The organism is Stenotrophomonas sp. YJH_SMC_79 (assembly GCF_059367995.1).
On sequence record NZ_JCAFRK010000003.1, the window covers coordinates 582,107 to 607,788 of the forward strand.

Below are 25,682 nucleotides of genomic sequence, written 5' to 3' on the forward strand. Positions count from 1 at the left end.
GAACGTCCTGCGTCGCGGCGACCTGCATCGGTGCAGGAGCAGGGACGCTGACGGTGCGTGTCGCGGGAGTGGCCCCAGGCATGCGATTCCTTCTATGCTGGGGCGGCCATCACTCCGCCCGAATCCATTCTTGGGTAGCGCTGTATCAATTGAAATTGGTGGAGGTGACATTCATGGGTATCGAAACTGACAAGCGGATCGAAGTCGCTCTGCTGATCTACCCGGATTGCCAGATGGCGGCCGTCCACGGCCTGACCGATCTGTTCCGGATCGCGAATGAATGGGCGGCGTATCCTCACGAGGATGACCGGCGGTCCTTCATCCGGGTGACGCATTGGCAATGGAACCCGCAATCGGGCCGCATGGAATGTTGCTGGGACAGCGATCCCGGCGATGTGAATGCCCTCGCCTTCGTGATCTCGCCGCCGAGTGTGGCGATGCCTGAGCGCATGTCCGCGATGCCACACGAGGCGCAGTGGCTCAAGGCGCTCCATTCCGGCGGCACGATCATGTGCTCCGTCTGCGCGGGTGCTTTCGTGCTTGCCCAGACCGGCCTGCTTGCACGGCGACGGGTCACGACGCACTGGGCGTTCGCGGGCCTGCTTGCCAGCACCTACACCGACGTCCAGGTGACCACCGAGAATGTCGTCATCGATGATGGCGACGTCGTTACGTCAGGCGCGATCCTTGCGTGGAATGATCTGGGCCTGTTGATCGTCGATCGCACGATGGGCTCCAGCGTGATGCTGGCAACAGCCCGCTTCATGCTCAGTGACGGGATCCGGCAGGACCAGCGGCCGTTGCAGGGATTCCTGCCAAAGCTGGATCACGATGACGCAGCGCTGCTGGCTGTCCAGCGATCCATCCTCGCTGAGCCTGGGCTGCGTCATACGGTGAGTACCCTGGCCGAGCGTGCCCACCTGACCGAAAGAACATTCATCCGGCGATTCCAGAAGGCCACCGGACTCAATCCTGCCGACTACATCCGGCAGGTCAGGATGGCCAAGGCCAGGGACGCGCTGCAGCTCGGCGATATCCCTGTTGCACAACTGGCCTCGACATTGGGATACGACGATGTGAGCGCATTCCGCAAGGCATTCCAGAGCATCGTTGGCATGTCCCCTTCGGCCTACCGGAATCATTTCCGGATCAGGCGGCGCGCACAGCAATGAACATCACCCACGCCGCCCGCGCCCATCAAGGCTGTATCGCCCAGCCCCGGTGCAGGCCAGCAGCAGGAACCCACCGGCCAACCCCATATTCTTCAGGAACATGATCTGCTGGGTCGGGTCGGCAACGTTGTGGTGGAAGATGAAGGCGGTGACCAGGCTGAAGCCCGCAAGCACGATCGATACCAGTCGGGTCTGGAAGCCCAGCAGGATGCACAGGCCGCTGCCGATCTCGAAGGCGATGGTCGGCCACAGCAGGATGCCGGGTACCCCCATGGCTTCCATGTAGCCCTGGGTACCGTTGAGGTCGCCGAGCTTGCCGATGCCGGATACCAGGAACAGCGCCATCAGCAGGATGCGCGCAAGCAGGTAGGCGAGCGAATGCGGTGAGTTGCTCACGTCGGGTTCCTCGGAGATGGCTGGCGAAGGCGATCGGAGCCCACCGGCAGTGAAGCCCGTGTCTACGCAGCGGGCAAGGCGCCTTGACAGCTGGCCGCCCGCAGGAGACCTTTCCACCATGACGATCGATATTGAATCGCTCAGCCTTCGGGAGCTGGGCGCCTTGGTGGTTGCCGCTGAACAGCGGAAACAGCTCATTTCCAGCCGCCGTCCGGCCAGCGCGGTGCGGCGGATGTTGAAGGCCGCCGCGGCCGAAGCCGGTTACACCCTCGAAGAACTCTTCGGTGGCGAAGCCTCGGAAACACCTGCGCCCGCCCGCAAACCCGCCCGCCGTAAATCCGGCAAAATCGCGCCCAAGTATCGCGACCCGGAATACAAGCGCCTGACCTGGACCGGTCGCGGGCGCATGCCGCGCTGGTTGGCGTCCAAGGTGTCGATGGGCCACAAGGCCACCGATTTCCTGATTCCTGGCCTGGCCAGACCGACCGCCGGCAAGACCAGCACCATCGGCAAGCGGACCGTCATCAAGAAGGGATGAGGCTGCGGCACTGTTACCCTGCCCGGGTCTTTGAACGAAGGAGTGCGGGATGGCACACGAGGGTGGCATGACGATCACGCCGAAAGTCCTGTACACAGCGGCAGGCGCGGCCGTGCTGGTCAGCCTGTTGGCCTGGGCGGTGGAGTGGAGCGGGATGGCCTATGTCTGCCCGTACTGCCGCGTACAACGCACGGTGATCGGTGTGCTGGGCGTGCTGACATTGTTCGCGCGGCCGGGTGGCATCGTCGTACCCTGGCTTGCATTCGCCAGTGGCGGCTTCGCGTTCGTGGTCGCGGCGATGCAGCACTTCAACGGCTGGAAGCGCATTTCCGCCGGTGATTTCAGTTTCAACGCGCAGTGGTACATCGATCCATGGCTGCTGTCAGGCTGCGCGATGCTGATCCTGGTGGCGCAGCTGATGCTGGTGCAGGCCGCCTGCCGGCCCAGGTTGCGCTGAGTGTTTCCACGCATGGCGTGGAACTACCCGTTCTGGAATACCGCCAGCTGCGCCGCGAACGCGCGCTGGTAGGCGGGACGCTGCGTCGCCCGTGCCACATAGGCCAGCAGCAGCGGGTACTCGTCGAGCAGGCCACTGCTCTTCAGGCGCAGCAGCACCGAGACCATCATCAGGTCGCCCACGCTGAACCCGCCGTCCAGCCACGCCGCCGCGCCCAACCACGCGGACAGCTGTGAAAGACGCGTCCGCACGCGCTCGTCCAGCATCACCAACCGCTGTGCATACCAGGGCTGCTCGCGCTCCAGCACCCACGCCATGGAGCGCTCGACGATGGGCGGCTCCACCGTGTTCAGCGCGGCGAACACCCACATGACTGCGCGCATGCGCGCGTCCGGATCGAGGGGCAGCAGGCCAGAGTGCAGCTCGGCCAGGTGCAGGACGATTGCGCCGGATTCGAACAGGACCTGATTGTCCTCCTGCCAGGTGGGAATCTGCCCGAACGGGTTCCGTGCCAGGTGCGCGGGCTGCTTCATCTCGGCGAAGGTCAGCAGCTGCACGTCACAGGGCACGCCCAGCTCCTCCAGCGCCCAGCGTACGCGCATGTCGCGGGCCAGGCCCTGGCCGCGGTCGGGTGAGGTGGCAAAGGCGGTGAGAATGGGGGACATCGCGGTGCTCCTGCAGGCCGGAAGGCCTGCCTCTCCTGTTTCGACGTACCAAGGGGGCGAAAATCGACAGCACCCGATGCTCTCTTCACCTCGCCGAAGCAGTTGCGGTCATGCGTCGATGGGGGGGCATTCGAGGATCGAGAGGCCCCCGGCACCCCGTACACATCTGAACCGGGTCACGGGCGTGTCATCTCCACGCATGGGCGGATGTCCTGCACGAGGAATGCACGTCACGTCGACGTTGTGCAATGTCGTTTCGCTTCAGTCTGGCAGCTCCTTTCCCGGCATATACAGGAGGCCACCGATGAATACGCCTGGCAAGCCGAAACCGACCTGGAAGCAATGGCATGTGCTGCTGGTGATTCTGGCGATAGCGCTGCTGATCAGCCTGATCATCGTCATCGCGCCATGGTGAGGCATGCATTGCACGCTCATTTTCCGTGAACATCGATGATGCCGGCAATGAAGAAGTCAGCACGTGTTCCGGATGGTGACGTGCACATCAATCCGCACTCACCCAGCCGGCACGTGCAGCTGTCCAGAGTGGTGTCCGAAGGCAGCGTGATCGCGCTGCCATTCTCCACCGACTTTCGAGCACACAGGAGCGACGCCATGAGCACCCAGTCCACCATCGAACATCGCCTCAACGACCTGATCGAGATCGCCCGCGATGGCAAGTCCTTCTATGAAGAAGCCGCAACAAAGGTAAAGGATGCCGAACTGTCGGCACTGTTCACCCGCATCGCCGGGGTCAAGGCGCGGATCGTCGCGGCACTGAGTGGTTCGGTTGCCGCCAGCGGTGGCAAGCCGGCCGAGCACGGCACCATGGTCGGCTCGATGCAGCAGTTCTACGGCAAGGTGCGCGCCGCGTTTGGTGATACCAACTACGGTTACGTGGCCGAACTGGAAGAATCCGAAGACCGACTGCTGGGCGCGTTCAAGGATGTGCTGCAGGACAATGATCTGCCGCCGGCGGTGCGCCAGGAAGTGACCCAGCTGCTGCCGGATGTGCAGGAGTGCCACAACGTCATGCGGGCACGCAAGCACGCCATGAAGGCCGCCTGACGCCCAGCGCCGGGCGGCCCATCGCGGCCGTCGAGTTCCGCAGGCGCATCATTGTCCGGGAACCTTCGCAGCCCACCAGGGCTGCGAAGGGCCGGGCGTTCCGCCCCGTTTTCATGGTTATACTTGGCCGAGTCCAGGGAACAGGCACGGCATGACGAAGGGGGCTTCGTCCATCATCAACGTCAACCGCCAACCGGATGCAGCCGCGTCCGGTTTTCTGCGTGTGCGTGGTTTGCCGTGATGTGTGCCTCGCCGGTCTTTCCGGTACCTGGTCCTGGTTGTCCCATCGCCATCCATTGCGAACAGGTCCACTGACGATGCGTCGAGTTAATGCACTTTCCGCGATGATGTTGCTGGGCACGTTTGTGGGAAGTGCCGGGGCGCAGTCCTACAGCAAGACGAACGTCATCACCTATCACGATGATCTGTCGAAATGGGTGCTTGGCCAGGTCCGGACGTCGGTCAACCAGGACACGGGCCGGATCGAGTCCCAGGTGGATTATGACCCGGCCACCGCGAAGCCCCAGCGGATCTATGCCTTCGGCCAGCTCCAGCAGACCATTCACTACAATGGTGATGGTACCGTTCGCGCCGTGGTGGATGGGCGTGGCAATACGGTGAGCCTGTCCGGCTGGAAGCGAGGCATCCCCGGAACCATCCAGTACGCGGATGGTTCGTCCCAGTCTGCCGGCGTGGATGACAATGGCTGGATACGCTGGATCACCGACGGCCGGGGCAACACCACGCGTTACGACTACGACGCGATGGGGCGCATGTCGCTTGTCGACCATCCCGACGGCGATACGGTGGACTGGGCGTCCACCACGACACAGTTTGCCCAGGTGGGCGGCGCCGAGTACGGCATTCCTGCCGGCCATTGGCGGCAGACGGTCAGCACCGGCAATGCGCGCAAGGTCACCTACTACGATGCGCTGTGGCGCCCATTGCTGGTGCGCGAGTACGACGCGGGCAACGAGGCCGGCACGCAGCGGGCCTCGGTGATCGCCTATGACACGGAGGGGCGGGTCACCTTCCAGTCCTATCCTGTCGCGGGCGTCGGTGCGGTTCAGGACGCCGGAACTGGCGTCCGTACCACGTACGACGCGTTGGGGCGGGTGGTCCAGGTCAGCCAGGATTCGGAGATCGGCGCGCTGGTCACCAGAACCGAGTACCTGCCGGGGCGGCGCGTGCGCACGACCAATGCCAGGGGTATCCCGACTGTCGTGACCTACACCGGTGCAGATGCCGCGAAGCTTGACTGGCCGGTACGTATCGAACTGGCAGAGGGAGCCGTGCTGGACATCCCGCGGGACGTCTTCGGCAAGCCGACGTCGATCACCCGCAGGGCCGGCAATGGCTCGGCGACGTCGACCCGGCGCTATGTCTACGATGCGGCGCAGCGGCTGTGCAAGACGATCGAGCCGGAAACCGGCGCAACCGTATTTGACTACGACGCCGCATCGAACCCGGTTGGAAGCGCGCAGGGCTTGGACCTGTCCGATGCAGGCAACTGCAACCAGGACATTGCCGCGGCGAGCGGGCGCCGGGTGGTGCGTTCCTATGACGCACGCAACCGGCTCGCATCGCTGCAGTTCCCTGACGGCAATGGCAACCAGCGCTGGAGCTACTGGCCCGATGGCAAGGTCAAGCAGGTCACCACGTTGAACGCCGGGGTGGAGACGCACAACAGCTATGCGTACAACCGTCGCGGGCTGCTCATCGGTGAGGTGCAGAGCCCCGCCGATGGCGAAGCGCTGGCGATGGGGTATGCCTACGACGCATTGGGCAACCTTTCCGCGCATCGCTATCCCTCCGGCAACGTGGTCGCGTATGCGCCCAACGCGCTGGGACAGGCCGGGCAGGCGGGTTCCTACGCCGTTGGCGTGGGCTATTACCCCAACGGGGCGATCCGTCAGTTCACCTATGGCAACGGTATTGTCCACACGATGGTGCAGAACGCGCGCCAGTTGCCGGATGTAAGCCAGGACGCGCTTGGTGCAACCCGGATCCTCAGCGATGGCTACGACTACGATGCGGTCGGCAATGTGATGGCAATCACTGACGGTGCCACGGGCCGCAACCAGCGTGGCAACCGTAATCTGGGCTATGACGCGCTGGATCGGCTCGTTTCGGCGTCCTCACCCATGTTCGGCTCGGCGAGCTACAGCTACGACGCCTTGGACAACCTCACGCGCGTGACGATTCTCGGCCGTGACCATCACTACTGCTATGACAACGCCTGGCGTCTGACCAACGTGAAGGTCAACGGTTGCGGAGGGGCGACCGTGGTCGGCCTGGCCTACGATGCGCAGGGCAACCTGCGGGCGAAGAACGGACAGCAGTTCGCCTTCGACTTCGGCAACCGGCTGCGTACGGCGGCAGGTTCCGAGAGCTACCGTTACGACGCTGACGGACGCCGCACGCAGACGGATTCGTCGCTCGGACGGATCACCTCGATGTACGACCACGCCGGCGTCCTCCGCTACCAGGCGAGCGAGCGCGAGGACAAGCGGACCGATTACATCACGCTGGGCGGGAGCCTGGTCGCCAAGGCGGCGATGCCGATGCGGCATTCGCCGGCGGCGAAGGACTTCGTTGGCTGGTCACCTGTGGCCTCTGCCGTCCGCTACGTCGTCGAGGAAAGCGTGGACGGGGTGACCTGGACCACGGTCTACGAAGGCAACGCGGCGAACTGGACGTCTGCGGCACGCCCTGCCACCAGCTATGCGTATCGCGTGCTTGCCTGTGGCGCCACGGGGAGCTGCACGCCGGTGTCCGATGTCTCGCATGTCCAGCGTCCGCAGGGCGACATCGTGCCCCTGCTGTACCAGCTGCTGCTGGGCTGAGCGTAGCGGACTGCACGGGCCGCAGCGCACCGGCAACCGGTTATTCATGACAGGGGAACGAAGAACATGGACGGAGTACGTGCTGTATCGCGCCTGCGTGGCGCCATTGGCGGCAAGGTCTTGCTGGCGCTGGTTGCCGTGCTGGGAACTGGCTTGGCCTCAACGGCAGGAGCGGAGCCCTTCAATCTAGATGGCCTGCGGATTGTCTCCATCTCAACTGGCTGGGGCGGCGAAGGTACCTACGTAAATACACAGGGCCCGGTTCCACCCTCGGTCGGTTGTGGTGATGGAAACCGCTTCATTCTCAACAATGATCATCCGATGCAGAGAGAGATTGTCTCCATGCTGCTGATGGCGTTGCAGAACAAGCAGGTGATCAGCTTTCGCGTGGACGGCTGTGAGTGGGGAACGTTGACGCTGAAGGCAGTCACGCTGGGCGCGCCTTGACACAGCTTCATCATTGTAACTCTCAGGAAAATGATATGAATCCAGAACTCGTGCTTGATCGGATCCGCGGGAAGTTTGCTGGCGCCGTAGCCTTGACGTTGGCCTTGTGCCTGTCTGCACCACTGAAGGCGGAGCCCACCAGCGATCAGATGACGATTCTGTCGCTGCGGCCGTACATGGACGGCCCGGCGGGAATTGTGTACGTGCATGTTTCGAGTACGGCTTTCTGCAATACCGATACTTTTGCAATCGACATGTCCCGGCCCGGTGCAAAGGAAGCCTACGCGGCGGCGTTGGCAGCGCTGACATCGGGGAAGAATGTCCGGCTCGAGGCCTTCAACTCCACCGGGTGCAATGGTTGGGCGACCCGGCTCCAGTCGATCTTCATCCACGCGTGATGCTCCACGGATGGATGCAGGACGCGATGATCCAGGGGTATCGCGCATAGTCCTGGGGCGTGGATAAAAAGGGGGCGGCCCTGAGACCGCCCCAAACCGTCAAGAGAACACGCGTCTAGAAACGAACCGACCAGCGCACGTTGGCGCTGTGGTCGCGGCTTTCACTGCCGTACTGGCCGCTGTAACCCAGCTCCAGCTGCTGGCGCGGGGTCAGCCACGCCGACAGCCCCAGCTCGGCCACCACGGCGCTGTCGGCAATCGGCGCGCCTTCGACCGTGAACGTGGTGCTGCTGTTGGCGAAGGCAAGGTTGCCCACTTGGCTGCGGTCGCCCGAGGCACGGCGATAGCCCACGCCACCACGCAGATGCAGCCAGCTGTCCTGCTGGAACGATGCCTTCAGGCCCTTGTCGAAGCGCAGGCCAGCGGTGGCGATCGTGGTGCCGGTGTCGTCCACCTTGCCGTGCAGGGCGGCTGCACCACCGCGCTCGTTGATCTGCTTCAGGTCCACCTCCACGCGTGCGACCTGCAGGTAGGGTTCCAGCCCGGCCTCCGGGCTGCCAAAGCGGTAGCCGGCTTCGATGAAGGCCTGGCGGGTATGCGCGTTGTAGCGTGCGCTCAGGCTGTCGCTGAACCCTGCGAAGTCGACATCGCGGGTGCTCTTCACCTTGTGCTTGCTCCAGGCGACGCCGCCACGGAGGCCGAAGCCGCCCCAGTTGTGACTGGCATATGCACCGAAGTGGGTGTTGTCGATGTTCGACTTGGCACGACGCGCCTGCTGCTTGACGTCGGTGCGGCCGGTGCCAGCCAGCACGCCGACCTGCCAGCCGGAGAACTCGCGGTCGATACCGACCAGCAGGCCATTGCTGTTGGCGTCGGTGCGGGCGGTGTTGCTGTTGCCGTCCAGCTTGCTGTTGCCGTCCAGAGCCTGCACCCAGGCGCCGGTGGCGTCGCCCGCATCGGCTCCCGGCGCGACTGCACCTGCACGGCGGGACATCGCGGCATCGCGTACGTAGCGGCTGCCTTCCACCAGTGCGAGCGGCGTGGCTGCGTGCAGTTCGCCGCTGAGGCCGTCGAGTACGCCGCCGACCTGCTGCGGGAACAGCTGGGTCAGCGGCTTGGGCAAGCCCTGGTTGATTGCCAGCAGGTCCGCCGCAGCGGCCACAGCGCGCTGGTTCGGTGTAGTGGCGGCGCTGGCCAGCGAGGCACCGCGTGCCACGTCGATGCGGGTGCCATTGGCCCCGTAGGCGAGGCTGAACTGCAGGAACGGCGAGAACGCGCTGAAGTCGGTTTTCGCGAACTGGCCGTTGATGCCACCGTCGGCGCGGATGAAGTTGAACTGCTCGCCGAGATAATAGATGCCCGGTTCCGGCAACGCGACCAGGGTACCGCCGAGGGTGGCGGTACCGGTCACGTGCAACTGATCGCTGCGCCCGCCAGGCGCGAGTTCGGCGGCGTAGACGCCGGTCGCGCCCTGCACGTAGTTGCCGTTGATGGTCAGCGTGCCGATCGAATTGCCGGGGGCGATGGTGCCGTCCACTCGGGTGCTGCCCAACGTGCCGATACCCTTCAGCAGGCCGTTGCCACCGACCGTGGTGGTGCCGCCGGTCTGCATGCCATTGAAGGACACCACGCCGCCATTGACGGTCAGGTTCCCGTCCTTCAGCACGCCGCTTGCGCTGACTGTGCTGACGCCCCCCGTGGTGGTGAGTGCGGTGGAGACCAGGCTGCCGTTGAGCAGGAACTGGCCGCCTTGCACATCGACCGCCGAGGTGAGGGTGTTGCTGCCGTTCAACTCCAGCGTACCCTCACGCAGCACCGCGCCGTTGAAGCTGTTGTCGCCGCTCAGGCGCAGCCAGCCGATGCCGGATTTGGTCAGCTTGCCGGGGCCGCCGATGTCATTGGTCCAGTCGTCCCAGGCATCGCCTTCCCACACCTTCAGGCCGCCGGCCTTCTGGTTCATCACCACGTTGGTATCCACGCGCAGCGAGCCATAGCCCTCGATGGCCCTGCGCAGGTCGACCATGCCCCAGCCATAGATCGGGTCGACGCCAGCGGCACCGAGATCGCGCGCGGTAGTCAGCAGGACGTCGCGCACCTGGGCGTTGTCCAGATAGGGGAAGCGCTCGATCAACAGGCCGAGTGCGCCGGTGATATGGGGGGCGGCCATGGAAGTGCCGGTCTTCCGGCCGTAGTCGTACGTGGGATTCTGGCTGTCGATGAGAAGGCGGACGTAGTCTGCGGTCTTCTCCAGCCGTCCCTGGATGTCACCGGAAACGATGGTGCTGAGGATTGCCGTTCCCGGTGCGGAAATACACCAGTTGGCGGCAGCGCCACAGATGCTCGAGCCTGCGTTGATCACGTAGTCGGTTTCGCCATTGGCTGCATTGGGCTGGCGAACGTTGGCGACGGCCAGCCAGTAAGGCTCGATCTCCGGCTTCCAGCGCGGCAAGGCCGCGGTGATACCGGCGACGGCGCCGCTGCCATTGCCGGCCGACCAGACCTGGATCAACTGCGAAGCAGGGGCGTTCGCACTGTCTTTGTAGATGCTTCCGTATACGTCGTAGCCGGCACCGATGCGTGCGTACTGGGCATCCAGTGCGGCCACGGTCATGTTCCGGGTGGAGATGCCCCAGCTGTGATTGATGGCACGCACGCCTTGCGCCTGCAGCTGCGCGTACATGTCCAGCCTTGCAGCACCATCGGGGTCCGTCCGTTCCACAGCTTCAGGCAGGTAGCCTCCGCCCGTCTGAGGCTTCCACTCGTAGTAAGTGTCACCAAACACGCGAGCGGTCGTCAGATCGGCACCGAAGGCGACGCCGTGCATCCCTGTGCCATTGCGGTTGGCGCCAATGGTTCCGAGCACATGCGTGCCGTGGTCGGCATAGCGGAAACCCCATTCACGGCCTGCGGCAATGATGGTGGCCTGCAGGGAAGCCGGCACGCCCGCGCCGAGCGTGTAGTAGTTGATTCCCGGTCGATCACCCTGTGTCTGGCTGCACGCACCGGTACCGCCTACGGTTCCCGGTGACGCACAGTTCGGGCCGATGGTGATGCTGGAGGTGTTGCGGCCGGCGAATTCGGGGTGAGCCAGTGCCGAGCCGGTGTCGAACAGCGCCAGGCGCACGCCCTTGCCGGTCAGGCCGCGGGCATACGCGTAGTCGGCGCCCATCGCACCCAGTCCCCAGTCGGCGTTGAATTCATCGCTGCGCCAGCTGGCGGCATCGCCCGGATTGCCGAGCAGGGCGGGCGATGCCGCTGGCGTGGTGGCCGTCGGTGCTGCAGGCGCGCTGACGTCGGGCTGTGCCCAGGCCGCCTGCAGCTGGCGCTGTTGCTGCCATGCGTCGAGCGCTTCGCTGGCCATGGCGGGCGATGCAGCGGCAAGCAACAGGGCGCTGGACACGGCCAGGGCGAGGCGGCTGTGCAGCGGGGAGCGGGAGTGGGACGAACGGCCGTGCAGCGGGTGATTCATCGGGCAACTTCCTTGATGGACGGACAACAAGGCCGTTAACGCCAATCCGTGGCGGTATCCCCCATGAATGTGAAAGGAAAATTGTGAACGGGTTAAGTGTGCGTGACAGTGGGCTTCACTTCGTCTCCCCATGTCCTCGCTAACGTGGGCCGGCCTGGGCTCACCAAGCTTATCAAGGAGTGATGGCGATGCGTGTTATCAGGAAGGTGATTGCAGTGGCGGTATTCGCGTTGGCGTGTACCGGTTCGGTGGCGGTGGCTGGGCCAGTCGAGCCCTGTGACCAGCCCTGCTGGCGGGCTTATCAGATGTGCCTGGCCAGTGGCACCGATGCCGGTGAATGCCAACAGGCGTACAACACCTGCGTGGTCGATCTGTGCATGGGCGTGTGAGTCGCGCCGTTTGAGCCGTACGTGGAGCCCCGTCATCGACGGGGCTCTTCTGTTTCAGCGATCGCCTCAGATGGCGATGCGGGCGTCTGGTGGGCTGAGCCCGCTTGCGGGCCATGCACGCAGCAGCGAGGATGGGAAATCGCACCGGAGCCGCTGCACATGGCCGTCAAACGTATTGTCGCCAACATCGCCACGCCTGACCCGGCGCGTGCCGCAGCGTTCTATGGCGGACTGCTGGGCATGCCGGTGGTGATGGATCATGGCTGGATCGTCACCCATGGCGGGCAGGGCAGTGCGCTGGCGCAGGTGAGCTTTGCCAGCGAAGGGGGTTCCGGCACCGCGGTGCCCGACCTGTCGATTGAAGTGGACGACCTGCAGCAGGTGCTGGACCGCATGCACGCGGCCGGCATCCCGCTGGAGTATGGCCCGGCCGACGAGCCCTGGGGCGTGCGTCGCTTCTTCGTCCGCGACCCGTTCGGGCGGCTGTTGAACATTCTCGCCCACACCTGAGCGGGGAGCGTTGCTTCAGCGGCGTCTGCCGCCGCGCGCCGGAGCTGCGGGAACACCGACCATGCGCAGGCAATCCGCTTCCACGGCTTCGATGAACGCATCGGCATCCTGTGCCGGCGTGGCGATCAGGTCGTCGGTGGCGCCGTGCACGCCGGCATAGATCAGCGAGGCGGTGACCTGCGGCGCTGGAAGCTGCCACAGTCCAGCGGCGTTGCCCGCCTCGAGGATGCCCAGCAATTGCTGCTGGATCGCATTGCGCTCGGCGTTGCCGCGCTGGTGGTGGTGATGGTTGGCGTACACCACGTCATGCAACGCGTGGGTGCGCACGTAGATCTCGATGTTGGCGCGGATCCAGGCGCGCAGGCGCGCTGCGCCATCACCGGCAGGGTGCTGCTGCACGGCCCGCTCGACCTCTTCCATGAACTGCCGCGTGTAGCGCTGCGCCAGCGCCTGCAGGATCTCGGTGCGTGAGGCGAAATAGGTATAGAAGGTGCCCTTGGCCACGTCGGCCGCTGCGACGATGTCGCTGATGGTGGTGGCGTCCACACCCTGCGACAGGAACAACGCCTGGGCGGCGTCCATCAGTTCCTCCTGGCGGGTTTCGGCGGGCTTGGTGCGAGGCCTGGCGACAGCTGGGGTCTGCATGGTGGGCAAGGTCCGGGTGCGACGGTGGCCATTCTAGCTGTCCTTCGGCATTGACTGACCGCCAGTCATTGACCGACGGTCAGTCAATGGCTACGATGCGCGCACATCCTCCCCCGGGATCCACGCATGAAACGCCTCCAACGGCCCGCCCTGGTGCTGGCGGCCTACCTCGGTACGTTCCTCGCTTCGCTGGACATCAGCATCGTCAACGTGGCACTGCCAACCCTGCAGCAGGCGCTGCAGACCGACATGGCAGGCCTGCAGTGGGTGATCAACGCCTACGCGATCGCACTATCGGCGCTGATGCTGTCAGCCGGTCCGTTGGGGGATCGCTATGGTCATCGGCGGATGTGGCTGCTGAGCGTCGCCACCTTCATCATGGGCTCGCTGCTGTGCGCCTGCGCCAAGGATCTTTCGACCCTGGTCGCCGGACGCGCGGTGCAGGGCGTGGCAGGTGCGCTGTTGATTCCCAGTGCGATGCCGATCCTGAGTCACGCATTTCCCGATCCAGGCCAGCGTGCGCGCGTGATCGGTGGCTGGTCCGCCTTCAGCGCGCTGGCGTTGGTGCTCGGCCCGTTGCTGGGCGGTGCGCTGGTGCAGCGCGCCGGTTGGCCCAGCATCTTCCTGATCAACCTGCCTTTGGGGCTGCTGGCGCTTGCGCTTGGCGCCTGGGGCATCGCCGAGCGACGCCACCCGCAGCACGCCGCACTGGATCTGGCCGGACAGCTGCTCAGCATCGTTGCGCTGGGCGCGCTGTGCTATGGCCTGATCGCGATCGGCGAGCATGGCCTGCTGGCCCCGGTGACGCTTCTGGCGCTGGGCGTCGCAACCGCCGGGTTGATCCTGTTCGGCATCGTCGAACGCCGGGTGGCGCGCCCGCTGCTGCCGCTGGACCTGTTTGCCGACCGCCGCTTCGGCATGCTCAACCTGGCCTCGTTCGTGCTGGGCTTCACTGCCTATGCGAGCCTGTTTTTCCTGTCGCTGTTCTTCCAGCAGGCGCAGGGACATGGTGCCGCGCTGGCGGGCTCACAGCTGGCTCCCCAGTTCCTGTTGATGGGTGTTGTCTCGCTCTTGTTCGGTCGTCTGGTCGCCCACCTCGGCCTGCACGCCGCGCTGGTGCTGGGCTACACCCTGGCCGGGGTGGCGCTGTGCGTGATGGCCACGTTCGAACCGGCTACTTCGCGCGCTTATGCCAGTGCCGTGCTGATGTTGCTTGGCATTGGAATGGGGCTGGCAGTGCCGGCGACCGGCATGGCAGTCATGGCCAACGCACCGGCCGAACGCGCAGGTATTGCCTCAGCCACGATGAACGCGCTGCGCCAGGCAGGCATGAGCCTGGGCATCGCGTTGCTGGGCAGCCTGATGGGCCAGCGTGCCGTACAGCAGTTCACCGCTTGCGCGCAGGCCGCAGGGCAGCAGCGGCTTGTTGCGCAGGCGCGTGAACTCGTCCTGCACCCAGGCTCGATGCACGCCACGCCGCAGGTGCTGACGTGGTACCGCAATGCGATGGCCAGCGGGTTCGGTTGGGCGATGGCGGCGGCGGGTGCGCTGGCCCTGCTTGTGGCGCTTGGGCTGTATCGGCAGCGCGCCCCGGCCTGACCGCGCGGGGTCACCGCTGCTGGGGGTGTGGATCCTCTGCACCGTGCTCGATCTGCTGCTGTTGCTGGCGTGCATTGGCGTGGCGTGCGTGCCCACCTTCGCGTCCGATCGCGGCCATGTGCTGCCGGTCGCGGCTGATCGCTTCGCCGCCCTTGCGGCCTGCAGCACGCGCTTCGTCAGGGCTGAATTCGTGCGCATTGCCGGAGGCATGTGCCGCGCGCCCGCCCTTGGCGGCGATCGCGCGCTGTTTGTCCTGGTCCATCGAGGCGAAGCCCCGGTTGGAGCGGTGATTCTGGTCGGTCATGGGACGTCTCCTGCTGCAGGGTCGGCGCCGTCGTCAACGGCAGCGCCCATGCTTGGCCAACGCGTGCTAAGTCCAGGTCGCCATCCTCGCCGTGGCCTTCACGCCATGTGCGCACGCGGTCGATGACGTGGCCATTCAGGCGAACGCAGCGGGAGTTGCCGTCCTCGAAGAGGCGACACATCGGCGACGGCGCAGTGTCAGCGCCGGCGGGCGTCGCGCAGTCGTTGCGCGAATGGCCGCTGCTCCAGAACCTGCAGAGCCTCGCGCAGCACCTGTTCCAGCGACTGGCCGAGATCCGCATCGAGGCTGCGTGCGGCGCGTGCGGTGGCCTGCCATTGCGCCTGCAGCACCGGCAGTGCCTGCAGTGCGTGCGGGCTCAGCTGCAGGATGCGCTCGCGGCTGTCTTCGCCGATGACGGCGTGCAGCCAGCCGTCGCGCACCATCGCGGCCACCGTCTGGCTGAGTGCCGAATGGCTGAGTCCGCAGGCCAGCGCCAGATCCTTGATGCGGCAGGGGCCCTGCGCCATCAGCGTGTGCAGCACGGGGGTGTAGCGCGGCCGGAAGTCCAGCTGCAGGTCGCGATAGGCCTGCTCGACCGCCGGGTCGAGCTGATCGAGCAGGGCGCGCAGCAGGGTGCCCAGGCTGGCAAGTTGGAGATCCATGCCCACAATGATATATAAGCGCTTACATATCATCAATGCGGGGGCAGTCATGGTGGTTTCGTGGATGCTGGGCACGCTGCTGGCAGCGTCCTGCCCGGGCCAGGACACAGTGCTGCAGGCGGCTGCGGCAATAGAGGCGCACTACCTGGACGTGGCCGAAGGCGCACGCATCGCCGATGCGGTGCGTGGCTGGTCCACCCAGCAGCGCTATGTGGACAGCTGCACGGACCCGAAGGGCTTCAGTGCGCGCCTGAACCAGGATCTGGACGTGTTCGACGGCCACTTCCATGTGGAACGGGTGGAGGCCGGCGCCGGCCAGGACGATTGGCTGATGGCCTGGCGTGCGGATGCACGCAGCAATGGTGCGGGCGTGCGCGAGGTGCGGGTGCTGGAAGGCAATCTCGGTTACCTGCGCCTGAGCACCTTCTATCCGCTCGATCTGGCAAGGCCCAGGCTGGCGGCAGCGTTCACCCTGCTGGCCGACACCCAGGGTCTGGTGCTGGATCTGCGCCAGAACGGGGGCGGTGATGATGGCAGCGCCGACCTGCTGGTGCGGACCCTGCTGGAGCCAGGTGTCACTGCAGTGCAGGCGCTGGAGCAACGTGGCCGGCGTACCCCGGTGCCGCTGCCGCCAGCGAGCCTTCCGCTGTACCTGAAGCCGCTGGTGATACTGATCGACCGCCGCACCGGCTCGGCGGCCGAGTTCGTCGCGTATTCGCTGCAGGCCCTGGGACGTGCGCGCATCGTCGGCGGCCGCAGTGGTGGTGCCGCACATATGTTCGATGATCCTGTGCTGCTGCCCGATGGCTATCAGATCAGCATTCCGGATCGGCAACCGATCAATCTGCGCACCGGTGAAAACTGGGAACGGACCGGTGTCGCGCCTGACGTGGCAGGCGGCGACGACCCGCTGTTCATCGCGCGCCAACTGCTGGCTCCGCCGAAGTCGTCAAGATGAACGCACGGTTGCGCGGTTGTCCTATCGCAGATGCGCCGTTGCATGCCTAGAATCGAAGCATCCCGGTAGTTCCCGGGCGCTTCGAGTGAATGGACTCAATGAAGATTCTGTTGACCGGCAGTTCCGGGCGGATCGGGCGCGCGATCTTCGGCGCGTTGGCGGCTGCCCATGAAGTGGTTGGTCTGGACCGCAGCCCGTTCGCCACCACGCGCATCATTGCCGATGTCACCGATCATCAAGCCGTCGTGCGCGCGGTGCAGGGCGTCGACGCGGTCATCCATACCGCAGCCCTGCATGCGCCGCACGTTGGCCTGGTACCGGACGCGGTGTTCCAGCAGATCAATGTGGACGCGACTGCGCACCTGCTGCAGGCGGCGCGGGAGGCAGGTGCACGGCGGTTCGTGTTGACCAGTACCACCGCGCTGTACGGCCACGCAGTGGTGGCAGGAGGATGCCGCTGGATCGATGAGGATACCGAGCCGTTGCCGCGAACGATCTATCACCGCAGCAAGCTGCAGGCCGAGGCCCTGGCTGAAGCTGCGGCCGCACCGGACTTCGGCGTGCGCGTGCTGCGGATGGGGCGCTGCTTCCCGGAGCCGCCGGAACGGATGGCGATGTTCCGGTTGCATCGTGGGATCGACGCCCGTGACGTGGCCAGTGCCCATGCCGCGCTGCTGCTGGATGAGGGGCCGGCCTTCGCCCGCTACATCGCCTGCGCAGCGACCCCGTTCCGGCGCGAGGATTGCCTGGAACTGGCCACCCAGCCACGCAACGTACTGGCCCGGCGCGTACCGCAGCTGCTGGCCGAGTTCGAGCGCCGTGGCTGGCCGTTGCCGCTGAGCGTCGACCGCGTCTATGACAGCGCCCGCATTCGCAGGGAGCTGGGATGGCAGCCGCGTTTCGGGCCGGACGCTGTGCTGCAGCAGTACGCCGCAGGCAGCATCGAGGTGTTGCCGCGCGCGGAGTGGATCAAGGATCGGGTGGCCGAATAGGGGGCGCCGGGGCGGGTTCCTGTCCCGTCCCTGAGTGCATTCAGGAATGTGTCGTGCGGTCGCCTCAACCTCGTTGGCAGGCGGCCGCTAACCCGGTGCGCTTCCTGCGCCGGGCGGGTCCCGGCGGCCGGTGGCCTGCGCGATGGATCGCGCGCCTGCGCGGTGCCCTCGCGGTGCCGGTCGTCCTGAACTGCCTTGCGGACCCCTCCATGCCTTCTTCCCGTTCCGCCGCTGCCCGCCGTCCGGGCAGCATCGCCCACAAGCTGATGCTGGGCACCGCCGTCATCGCGCTGCTGTGCTTCGGCCTGACGGCGTTCCTGATCTATCGCCAGGCCAGTGCCAGCCTGATCGATGCCTCGCGCCAGACCATGACCAGCGAGGCCAACGCCGAAGCGCGCCAGGTCGCCGCCGACCTGGGCACGGCGTTCGCCAGCAACGATGCCATGGTCGAAGCCGTGCTCGCCCAGCGTGCGCGGGGGGACGTGCCTGATCGCGCCAGCCTGGCGGCCGTGCTCGGTGAGCAGCTGCGTACCCACCCGGAATGGCTGGGCAAGAGCACCATGTGGGAGGCCGATACCTTCGATGGCAAGGATGCCGAATTCGCCAATACCGAGATGCACGATGCCAGCGGCCGCTACATGAGCTACTGGGCCTGGCATGACGGCAAGCCACAGCAGTCGACCATGACCGACTACACCGAAGCCGCCGACGGTTCGGCCGACTGGTACGTGGTGCCCAGCCGCGACAAGCTGCCCAAGGTCAGTGAACCCTATGCCTACGACATCGCCGGCCAGCAGGTGCTGATGAGCACGTTGAGCTCGCCGATCATCGAAAACGGCACGTTCCTCGGTGTATTCACCGTCGACTTCTCGCTGGCGGCGCTGCAGAAGCACCTTGCCACGCTGAAGCCGATGGGCGCAGGTCGCGTCGAACTGCTCTCACCGAACGGCGTGGTGCTCGCCTCGGCGAACGCTGCCGAGATCGGCAAGCCGCGCAGCGATGCATTGACCCGCAGCATGCTGGCCGACATCGCCGCCGACCGCAGGTTCGAGGCTTTCACCCCGGACGCGGCCGGCAATGTGCGCGTGTACGTGCCGCTGCGCGTAGGCAATGCCCCGCAGCGCTTCGCACTGGGCGTGGTGATGCCGCATGCGGTGATCGTCGCCGAGGCGCGCCAGCTGCTGTGGCTGACGTTGCTGGTTGGCGTGGTGGCCGCGCTGACCCTCAGCGCAGGCGTCTACGTGCTGCTGCGCCGCCTGGCGATCCGCCCGTTGGCCGAAGCGGTGCGAGTGGCGGGTGACGTTGCCGCCGGCAAGCTCGACAGCACCTTGCCTGCGCGCAGCAACGATGAAGTGGGCCGCCTGCTGGAGGCGATGCAGGGCATGCGCGGACAGCTGCAGGCGGTGATGGCCGCGCAGGCGGAAATGGCGCGCCGCCACGATGCCGGCGAGCTGAGCTACCGCATGGACGCTACTGCCTTCCCCGGCGAGTACGGCCGCATGGTGGCCGACAGCAACCAGCTGGTGGCCTCCAGCAATGCGGTCACCCAGCGCCTGGTCGAGGTGATGCAGCGTTACGCGGTGGGTGACCTCAGCGTGGACATGGAAGCGCTGCCGGGCGAGAAGGCGGTGTTCACCGCTGCAATGGCCACCACCAAGATCAACCTGGCCGCGATCAACGAGCAGATCCAGCAGCTGGCTGCCGCCGCGGCGGCCGGCGACTTCGCCGTACGCGGCGATGCCGAGCGCTTCGACCACGATTTCCGCCGCATGGTGGAGACCCTCAACATCATGATGCAGGTCAGCGATCACAACCTGGCCGAGCTGTCGACGCTGCTTCGCGCGATTGCCGCCGGCGACCTCAGCGCACGCATGCGTGGTGATTTCCATGGCGTGTTCGCGGTGATGCGCGACGATGCCAACAGCACCGTGCAGCAGTTGACCCAGATTGTCGGGCAGATCCAGCAGTCGGCCGCCAGCATCCGCCTGGCGGCGGGAGAGATCGCTGCGGGCAACAGCGATCTCTCGCGTCGTACCGAGCAGCAGGCCGCCAACCTGGAAGAGACTGCCGCTTCGATGGAGGAGCTGACCTCCACCGTGCGCCAGAACGCCGACCACGCGCTGCAGGCCAATACCCTCGCCGGTTCCGCCGCTGGCGTTGCCAGCGAGGGCGGGGAGGTGGTCAACCAGGTGGTGCAGACCATGGAGCAGATCGAGGCATCGTCGCAGCGCATCGCCGAGATCATTTCGGTGATCGACGGCATCGCCTTCCAGACCAACATCCTGGCGTTGAACGCGGCGGTGGAAGCGGCGCGGGCAGGTGAGCAGGGCCGTGGCTTCGCTGTGGTCGCCAGCGAGGTGCGCGCGCTGGCGCAACGCTCGGCGGGCGCAGCGAAGGAGATCAAGGAACTGATCGACGCATCGGTGGCGCAGGTCGGTGCCGGTGCGCAGCTGGTGCACGGTGCGGGCCGTACCATGCAGGCCATCGTCGGCCAGGTGGGACGGGTCAACGAGATCATGGCCGAGATCTCGGCCGCGTCGCGCGAACAGTCCGCCGGCATCGAACAGGTCAACCAGACCGTGGTGCAGATGGATGAGACCACCCAGCAGAATGCCGCACTGGTGGAAGAAGCCAGTGCCGCCGCGCGTGCGATGGAAGAACAGGCCGAGCAGCTGGCCGTGGCGGTCTCGCGCTTCCGCCTGCAGGCCGAGCCGATGGCCACGGCACGCCGCGCGGCCTGACGCTGGCCGGAGTGCACATGAAGACGCCCGGCCAAGGCCGGGCGTCGTCGTTTCTGCTCGTCGTTGTGCCGGTCGGGGCCGGCCGCTGCCGCGGTTCTAGAACATGCCTTCGAAGGGGTTCCAGCTGGCGCGGCCCTTCACCTGTTCCAGGTAGTAGCTGTAGTTGGTGCTGGAAGCGACCAGGAAGTTCATGGCGATGAACACGGCACGGGCCACGATGTCGGGCAGGAACAGGGTCACGGCGGCCAGCGCGATGTTGATGCCGATCACCACCAGCGCCTTGCGCCACATGCCCAGGATGAACAGGTAGATGGCGCCGAAGAAGAAGGCGAAGAAGTTGATGTTGACCTTCAGGCGGTCGCCGAAGGACAGCGCCTTCCAGGCCTGCTTGAAGCCTGGTTCCTTGGGCGCGCCGTGCTGCTGGAAGAAGTTGAAGCGGAACTGCCACTTCGGGCTGAAGCGGGAGAGGTCGACTGCGTTCATTGACGTACACGTCCTTGTGGGAAAACGATTACATGATACCGGCCGGCCGGTTCAGGTATCCACCCTGCAGCGTCAAAAATGTGACGCTCAGTGCGTTATGGCCCTGCGGCCAGGGGGCGCACCGTCACCCACCCGCCTTGTTTTTAGGATAGGGTGCGCAGTTCCGCTACCGCACCGGCTGAATCCGTGCGGTGGCGGGATGTCCATGGAGGTTGCATGACCACACCTGCTACACCGGAAAACGCACCGGGACCGGTGCTCCTGCCGACACCTGAAGTGGTGCAGGCACAACAGCTGCTCGCACGCCAGCAACTGGCGGTGGCGATGGACCGTGCACGCACGGCCGCTACGCAGAGCGCGGCGCCCGCCGCCGCACTGGAAAGCGAGTAACCCGCAACACCGCCGATCGCGCTGGCCCGTCGCCAGCGCGATCGTGGCGGACGCTCCTGGTCAGAACCGCGCGGTCATGCTGAAGAAGTAGCTGCGCCCGGCCACGAAATAGTCGGTGGAGCCTTCCGCATACAGCTTCTTGTCGGCCAGGTTGCTGACACCGCCACGCAGGGTCAGCACCTCGTTGACGTTCCAGGCCGCGGTCAGGTCATACAGCGTGTAGGCCTTGAGGAAGGTCGTCGCCGTGCCGGTCTGCTTGCCGGTGTACTGCGCCGACAGGCTGCTTGAGAACACCGTGTTGGGCGTCCAGTCCAGCGACGAGTAGCCCGAGAACTCCGGGGTATCGATCAGGTTGCGGCCGGTGGTCAGGTTCTTGGCTTCCTTCATCCAGGTCGCCGAGGTGCGCCAGCGCCAGTGCTCGCCGAAGCGGAAATTGAGGTTGCCTTCCATGCCGCTGGTGCGTGCGCGCTGCACGTTGCTCATGCGCGTCCACCAGATGCCGTTGAACCTGCCCAGCGGTGCGTACTCGATCTTGTTCCTGAAATCGGTATGGAAGTAGGTCAGGCCGGCATCGACCAGGTCGTTGTCGAAGCTGACGCCGATCTCGCGGTTGGTGCTGGTTTCCGGGTCGAGGTCCGGGTTGCCGGCCATGTAGCAGCCGCCGCGGGTATAGCCCAGCGGGATCAGCGAGGTGCAGCCACGGCCACCGGACTGGGTGGCGGCGGTGGCCGAATTCTCGGTCAGGCTGGGCGCGCGGAAGCCCTTGGAAACACCACCTCGGATGGTCCATTGCTCGGCCGGATGCCAGACCAGGTAGGCTCGCGGGCTGACGTGGCCGCCGAACTTCTCATGGTGGTCCAGGCGCGCGCCCAGGGTCAGCGCCAGGGTGCGGTGCAGCTTCAGCTCGTCTTCGACGAACAGGGCCCAGGTATCCACTTCCAGATCGGAGCCGCTGACGGCATTGCCGGCATAGTCGATCGGCGCGCGGCCGATGGTGTCGGTGTTGGTCAGCTCCTGGCGCTTCCATTGGCCACCCACGGCGAACTGGTGTTCAACACCGAGGGTGAATGGCGTGGTCAGGCTGCCTTCGATGATCGTATCGGTCGCCTCGGAGCGGCCGGTGGCGCCGATGTCGTTCTTGTATTCGGTCCAGTACGCGCTGATCTTCGAGTTACCGAAGCTCCACTTGCCATCGTGGTTGAGCGCCAGCGAGCTGCGCTTGAGTTCGCTGGCACCCCAGGCGCCTTCGTCCTGCTTTTCCAGCGAGGCGTCGATGAAGGCCTGCTGCACGCCATGGCCGGCTTCCAGCGACAGTTCCTGCGCGTCGCTCAGTTTCCACTGCAGCAGCGCGTCGACATTGCGGTCCTTCTCGCCGGCGTAGGCGTTGCCGTAGACACCACCGTTGGACTGGTCCGAGTCGCGGCGCATGCTGTTGGCACCGATGCGCAGGCCGAAGCGTTCGCCGAGCGGGCCGGAGAAGGTGGCGCCGATCTGCTGGGTGTCACCGCGCTTGTCATCGCCGGGGCGGGTATAGCTGTGCGTCGCGCTGCCGTTCCATTCATCGCCGATGCGCCGGGTGATGATGTTGATCACGCCGCCCATGGCGTCGGAGCCATACAGCGACGACATCGGCCCGCGCACCACTTCGATGCGCTCGATCTGGTCGGGCGAAATCCAGTTCAGATCCTGGCGGCCCAGGTCCGGCCGGTAGTTGGTCGATGCCGAGCTGCCCATGCGCTTGCCGTCCACCAGCACCAGCGTGTAGTTGGACGGCATGCCGCGCAGCTTGATCTTGGATTGCTCGCCGACGGCGCTGAGGCCGCCGGTCACGCCCGGCACGCGGCTGAGCAGGGTGGCCAGGTCGTGGACCGGCTGGCGCGCGATGTCCTCCCGGCTGATCACGCTGATGCTGGCCGGGGCATCCTTGATCCATTGCTGGTTGCCCGAGGCGGTGACCACCACGGTATCCAGATCCTTGGTGGAGGCATCGGCGCTGGCCTCTGCGGCGGCAAGGCAGGGCAGGGCCAGCAGGCAGGCGGTGGCCAGGGCACTGGCCAGGCGGGTGCGCGGCAGGCGCGCGGAACGGGAACGGAACAGCTGGGACATGACGGCTTCCATCGGATGAGGGGGGACCGGATGGAAGCAACGGGCGCACGCAGACAAGCAGGCAGGCCCCCCTTCCATGGGTCGTAAGGCGCGCGGTTCGGTCCGGCGCAGCTGGGTGGGTCTCGGCCGTACGGAAGACGGTGACCTGCCTGGTTAATGAAATGATAACCGTTCGCGTTTGTTACGATCCAGTACCAGGCGCCACGAAGCGACATCCCGCTGCACGGCCCGCCATCGCCTGCTGTTTGCTGAATGGGGATAAATCCCGGCGTAGACCTTCGCACCCGGCTTACATCCGGCGCCCTAGACTGGGCCGCATTTTCGATTCCGCCCCGTTGGAGATCGTGTGGGTTCCGGTAGTTATAGACAGCGACTGTGCGGCCAAGGGCCGGCACAGCCAGGACAAGTGCGGGCGCCGGGAAGGCGCGCCGGGAACCTTCGCGCATGCAGCCCGGCCGGGACGGCCGGCCATGCCGACCGTGGGGAGTAAGCGGTGATGGGGGGTCAAACCATCCACGCGGAAGCGGATGCGCCCCGGCTCGACGCCGGCTGGGCGCTGCTGCCCGCCGAATCACCGCTGCCGATGCCCGAACAGACCCTGCGCGAAGGCGCGCTGAAGGTCCGTCGGCACCGTACCTCGCCACGCCTGATCGGCCTGCGCCGGTTCTACATCTTCGGCGGCACCCTGGCCATGACCGCCATCGCCACCCGCATGATGTGGCGGGTGCTGTCGGCCAATGGCATCAGCGTGCTGGAAGCCTGCCTGCTGGTGCTGTTCGTCGGCCTGTTCGCCTGGATCGCGCTGTCCTTTGCCAGCGCCGTTGCTGGCTTCCTGACCGCCGTGTTCGACCGCGGCTATCGCCTCGGCATCGACCCGGACAAGCCGCTGCCGACCGTGCACAGCCGCACCGCGCTGCTGATGCCGACCTACAACGAGGATCCGCGCCGACTGCTGGCGGGCCTGCAGGCGATCTACGAATCGGTGGCCGCCACCGGCCAGCTCGAACGCTTCGACTTCTTCGTGCTCAGCGATACCCGGCGCGAGGACATCGCACGTGCCGAGGAGCAGGTATTCGCCGAACTGCGCGACCGCGTGCAGGACGGGCAGACGCGCCTGTTCTACCGCCGCCGTGGCGACAACAGCGGGCGCAAGGCCGGCAACATCGCCGACTGGGTGCGCCGCTTCGGCGGCGCCTACCCGCAGATGCTGATCCTGGACGCCGACAGCCTGATGACCGGCGACAGCATCGTGCGCCTGGTGGCCGGCATGGAACACAACGCCGATGTCGGCCTGATCCAGACCCTGCCATCGGTGATCGGTGGCCGCACCCTGTTCGCCCGCATGCAGCAGTTCGGCGGTCGCGTGTACGGCCCGGTGATCGCCCGTGGCGTGGCCTGGTGGCATGGCGCCGAGAGCAACTACTGGGGCCACAACGCGATCATCCGCACCCGTGCCTTCGCCGACCACGCCGGCCTGCCGGCGCTGCCGGGGCGCAAGCCGTTCGGCGGCCACGTTCTCAGCCACGACTTCGTCGAAGCGGCGCTGATGCGCCGTGGCGGATGGGCTGCGCACATGGTGCCGTACCTGGGCGGCAGCTATGAAGAAGGCCCGCCGACGCTGACCGACCTGCTGGTGCGCGACCGCCGCTGGTGCCAGGGCAACCTGCAGCATGGCAAGGTGGTCGGCAGCCGCGGCCTGCACTGGATCAGCCGCACGCACATGCTGATCGGCATCGGCCACTACTTCACCGCGCCGATGTGGGCGATGCTGATGCTGATCGGCATCGCCATTCCACTGTTCCAGGAAGGCATCGACTTCAACGCTTTGTTGCACCTGTCGCCCAGCGTGTACTGGCGTGCCCAGGATGAGGAGCAGGTGGTACGCCTGTTCGCCGCCACCATGGCGGTGCTGCTGCTGCCCAAGGTACTGGGCTACCTGGCGATGCTGCTGGACCCGGTCGACCGCCGCGGCTGCGGCGGCGCGATCCGTGCGTTCGTGTCGATGCTGGTGGAGACCGTGCTGGCCGCGCTGATGGCGCCGGTGGTGATGTACGTGCAGTCGCGCGGCGTGGCCGAAGTGCTTTCCGGCCGCGATTCCGGCTGGGACGCACAGCAGCGTGACGATGGTGGCATCTCGTGGATGGCCCTGATCCGCGGCTACGGCGGGCTGGGCGTGTTCGGTGCCTTCATGGGCCTGCTGGCCTGGGCGGTATCGCCGTCGCTGGCGGCGTGGATGGCACCGGTGGTGATCGGCATGGTGCTGGCGGTACCGGTGGTGGCGCTGACGTCTTCGCGCGGCCCGGGCGCCTTCCTGCATCGCCTCGGCCTGCTTGATATTCCCGAGGAGAACATCCCGCCGCCGGTACTGGTACGCGCCGCGCAGCTGCGCCGGGAAGCAGCCGAGCAACCGCCGCTGTACTGATGGCCCTGCACCAGCGGCATAATGCGGC

The 25,682-nt window shown here is 66.0% G+C and carries 23 protein-coding genes; 15 read left to right on the forward strand and 8 right to left on the reverse strand.

The window, feature by feature from the left end:
* The first annotated feature begins 173 nt into the window (after window positions 1-173).
* Window positions 174-1,172, forward strand: a complete 999-nt coding sequence (locus AC5P57_RS13735) for a GlxA family transcriptional regulator (RefSeq protein ID WP_495219637.1) — start codon at window positions 174-176, stop codon at window positions 1,170-1,172.
* A gap of 3 nt (window positions 1,173-1,175) precedes the next feature.
* On the opposite strand, the gene AC5P57_RS13740 is transcribed toward AC5P57_RS13735, so the two are convergent.
* Window positions 1,176-1,568: a DoxX family protein gene (locus tag AC5P57_RS13740; protein WP_099554641.1), complete on the reverse strand. Its 393-nt coding sequence runs from the start codon at window positions 1,566-1,568 to the stop codon at window positions 1,176-1,178.
* Between the two features lie 118 nt (window positions 1,569-1,686).
* Between AC5P57_RS13740 and AC5P57_RS13745 the strand changes: the two genes are divergently transcribed.
* Together AC5P57_RS13745 and AC5P57_RS13750 are read left to right on the forward strand one after the other, a co-directional pair.
* Window positions 1,687-2,106 (forward strand): H-NS histone family protein, encoded by a 420-nt coding sequence (locus AC5P57_RS13745; protein ID WP_099554644.1) that lies wholly within the window; start codon window positions 1,687-1,689, stop codon window positions 2,104-2,106.
* Window positions 2,107-2,155: 49 nt separating this feature from the next.
* A complete protein-coding gene (locus AC5P57_RS13750; protein ID WP_099554646.1) occupies window positions 2,156-2,563 on the forward strand; it encodes a hypothetical protein in 408 nt (135 codons plus the stop codon).
* A 23-nt stretch (window positions 2,564-2,586) separates the two neighbouring features.
* On the opposite strand, the gene AC5P57_RS13755 is transcribed toward AC5P57_RS13750, so the two are convergent.
* The gene (locus tag AC5P57_RS13755) at window positions 2,587-3,228 is read right to left on the reverse strand and encodes a glutathione S-transferase family protein (protein WP_262235381.1); all 642 of its coding nucleotides are present in this window, start codon (window positions 3,226-3,228) and stop codon (window positions 2,587-2,589) included.
* Between the two features lie 612 nt (window positions 3,229-3,840).
* Here AC5P57_RS13755 and AC5P57_RS13760 point away from each other — a divergent pair.
* From AC5P57_RS13760 to AC5P57_RS13775, 4 genes are all read left to right on the forward strand, one after another.
* On the forward strand, window positions 3,841-4,293 hold the full coding sequence (locus AC5P57_RS13760; RefSeq protein ID WP_005411167.1) for a PA2169 family four-helix-bundle protein: 453 nt from the start codon (window positions 3,841-3,843) through the stop codon (window positions 4,291-4,293).
* Window positions 4,294-4,637: 344 nt separating this feature from the next.
* Window positions 4,638-7,139 carry an RHS repeat domain-containing protein gene (locus AC5P57_RS13765; protein WP_262235380.1) on the forward strand — a complete coding sequence of 834 codons (2,502 nt, stop codon included), beginning with the start codon at window positions 4,638-4,640 and terminating at the stop codon, window positions 7,137-7,139.
* Between the two features lie 66 nt (window positions 7,140-7,205).
* Window positions 7,206-7,586 carry a hypothetical protein gene (locus tag AC5P57_RS13770; RefSeq protein ID WP_262235379.1) on the forward strand — a complete coding sequence of 127 codons (381 nt, stop codon included), beginning with the start codon at window positions 7,206-7,208 and terminating at the stop codon, window positions 7,584-7,586.
* A gap of 35 nt (window positions 7,587-7,621) precedes the next feature.
* The gene (locus tag AC5P57_RS13775) at window positions 7,622-7,984 is read left to right on the forward strand and encodes a hypothetical protein (protein ID WP_262235378.1); all 363 of its coding nucleotides are present in this window, start codon (window positions 7,622-7,624) and stop codon (window positions 7,982-7,984) included.
* Window positions 7,985-8,099: 115 nt separating this feature from the next.
* On the opposite strand, the gene AC5P57_RS13780 is transcribed toward AC5P57_RS13775, so the two are convergent.
* Window positions 8,100-11,453, reverse strand: coding sequence for an autotransporter domain-containing protein (locus tag AC5P57_RS13780; protein ID WP_262235377.1), 3,354 nt, complete (start codon window positions 11,451-11,453; stop codon window positions 8,100-8,102).
* A 188-nt stretch (window positions 11,454-11,641) separates the two neighbouring features.
* Between AC5P57_RS13780 and AC5P57_RS13785 the strand changes: the two genes are divergently transcribed.
* A complete protein-coding gene (locus tag AC5P57_RS13785) occupies window positions 11,642-11,842 on the forward strand; it encodes a hypothetical protein (protein WP_099554683.1) in 201 nt (66 codons plus the stop codon).
* A 159-nt stretch (window positions 11,843-12,001) separates the two neighbouring features.
* Window positions 12,002-12,352 carry a VOC family protein gene (locus AC5P57_RS13790; protein WP_099554654.1) on the forward strand — a complete coding sequence of 117 codons (351 nt, stop codon included), beginning with the start codon at window positions 12,002-12,004 and terminating at the stop codon, window positions 12,350-12,352.
* Between the two features lie 15 nt (window positions 12,353-12,367).
* Here the strand turns inward: AC5P57_RS13790 and AC5P57_RS13795 are convergent, their stop codons facing one another.
* Window positions 12,368-12,997 carry a TetR/AcrR family transcriptional regulator gene (locus tag AC5P57_RS13795; protein ID WP_099554656.1) on the reverse strand — a complete coding sequence of 210 codons (630 nt, stop codon included), beginning with the start codon at window positions 12,995-12,997 and terminating at the stop codon, window positions 12,368-12,370.
* 126 nt (window positions 12,998-13,123) lie between these two features.
* Between AC5P57_RS13795 and AC5P57_RS13800 the strand changes: the two genes are divergently transcribed.
* A complete protein-coding gene (locus tag AC5P57_RS13800; RefSeq protein WP_262235376.1) occupies window positions 13,124-14,596 on the forward strand; it encodes an MFS transporter in 1,473 nt (490 codons plus the stop codon).
* A 10-nt stretch (window positions 14,597-14,606) separates the two neighbouring features.
* Here the strand turns inward: AC5P57_RS13800 and AC5P57_RS13805 are convergent, their stop codons facing one another.
* Window positions 14,607-14,900 carry a KGG domain-containing protein gene (locus tag AC5P57_RS13805; protein ID WP_049429457.1) on the reverse strand — a complete coding sequence of 98 codons (294 nt, stop codon included), beginning with the start codon at window positions 14,898-14,900 and terminating at the stop codon, window positions 14,607-14,609.
* 197 nt (window positions 14,901-15,097) lie between these two features.
* On the reverse strand, window positions 15,098-15,562 hold the full coding sequence (locus AC5P57_RS13810; protein WP_099554660.1) for a MarR family winged helix-turn-helix transcriptional regulator: 465 nt from the start codon (window positions 15,560-15,562) through the stop codon (window positions 15,098-15,100).
* Window positions 15,563-15,611: 49 nt separating this feature from the next.
* Between AC5P57_RS13810 and AC5P57_RS13815 the strand changes: the two genes are divergently transcribed.
* The 3 genes from AC5P57_RS13815 (at window position 15,612) to AC5P57_RS13825 (ending at window position 20,253) form a co-directional block, all read left to right on the forward strand.
* The gene (locus AC5P57_RS13815; RefSeq protein WP_262235375.1) at window positions 15,612-16,520 is read left to right on the forward strand and encodes a S41 family peptidase; all 909 of its coding nucleotides are present in this window, start codon (window positions 15,612-15,614) and stop codon (window positions 16,518-16,520) included.
* Between the two features lie 98 nt (window positions 16,521-16,618).
* The gene (locus AC5P57_RS13820) at window positions 16,619-17,512 is read left to right on the forward strand and encodes an NAD-dependent epimerase/dehydratase family protein (protein ID WP_005414561.1); all 894 of its coding nucleotides are present in this window, start codon (window positions 16,619-16,621) and stop codon (window positions 17,510-17,512) included.
* A 209-nt stretch (window positions 17,513-17,721) separates the two neighbouring features.
* Entirely contained in the window at window positions 17,722-20,253 is a 2,532-nt protein-coding gene (locus AC5P57_RS13825) for a methyl-accepting chemotaxis protein (RefSeq protein ID WP_099554685.1), read from the forward strand.
* A gap of 96 nt (window positions 20,254-20,349) precedes the next feature.
* On the opposite strand, the gene AC5P57_RS13830 is transcribed toward AC5P57_RS13825, so the two are convergent.
* The gene (locus tag AC5P57_RS13830) at window positions 20,350-20,736 is read right to left on the reverse strand and encodes a DUF2628 domain-containing protein (protein ID WP_099554664.1); all 387 of its coding nucleotides are present in this window, start codon (window positions 20,734-20,736) and stop codon (window positions 20,350-20,352) included.
* Window positions 20,737-20,952: 216 nt separating this feature from the next.
* Here AC5P57_RS13830 and AC5P57_RS13835 point away from each other — a divergent pair, with 216 nt between their 5' ends.
* Window positions 20,953-21,126: a hypothetical protein gene (locus AC5P57_RS13835; RefSeq protein ID WP_005411154.1), complete on the forward strand. Its 174-nt coding sequence runs from the start codon at window positions 20,953-20,955 to the stop codon at window positions 21,124-21,126.
* Between the two features lie 60 nt (window positions 21,127-21,186).
* Here AC5P57_RS13835 and AC5P57_RS13840 read toward each other — a convergent pair whose 3' ends face one another.
* A complete protein-coding gene (locus AC5P57_RS13840) occupies window positions 21,187-23,232 on the reverse strand; it encodes a TonB-dependent receptor domain-containing protein (protein ID WP_099554666.1) in 2,046 nt (681 codons plus the stop codon).
* Window positions 23,233-23,728: 496 nt separating this feature from the next.
* Between AC5P57_RS13840 and mdoH the strand changes: the two genes are divergently transcribed.
* The gene (gene mdoH, locus AC5P57_RS13845; RefSeq protein WP_099554670.1) at window positions 23,729-25,654 is read left to right on the forward strand and encodes a glucans biosynthesis glucosyltransferase MdoH; all 1,926 of its coding nucleotides are present in this window, start codon (window positions 23,729-23,731) and stop codon (window positions 25,652-25,654) included.
* Window positions 25,655-25,682: the final 28 nt, after the last annotated feature.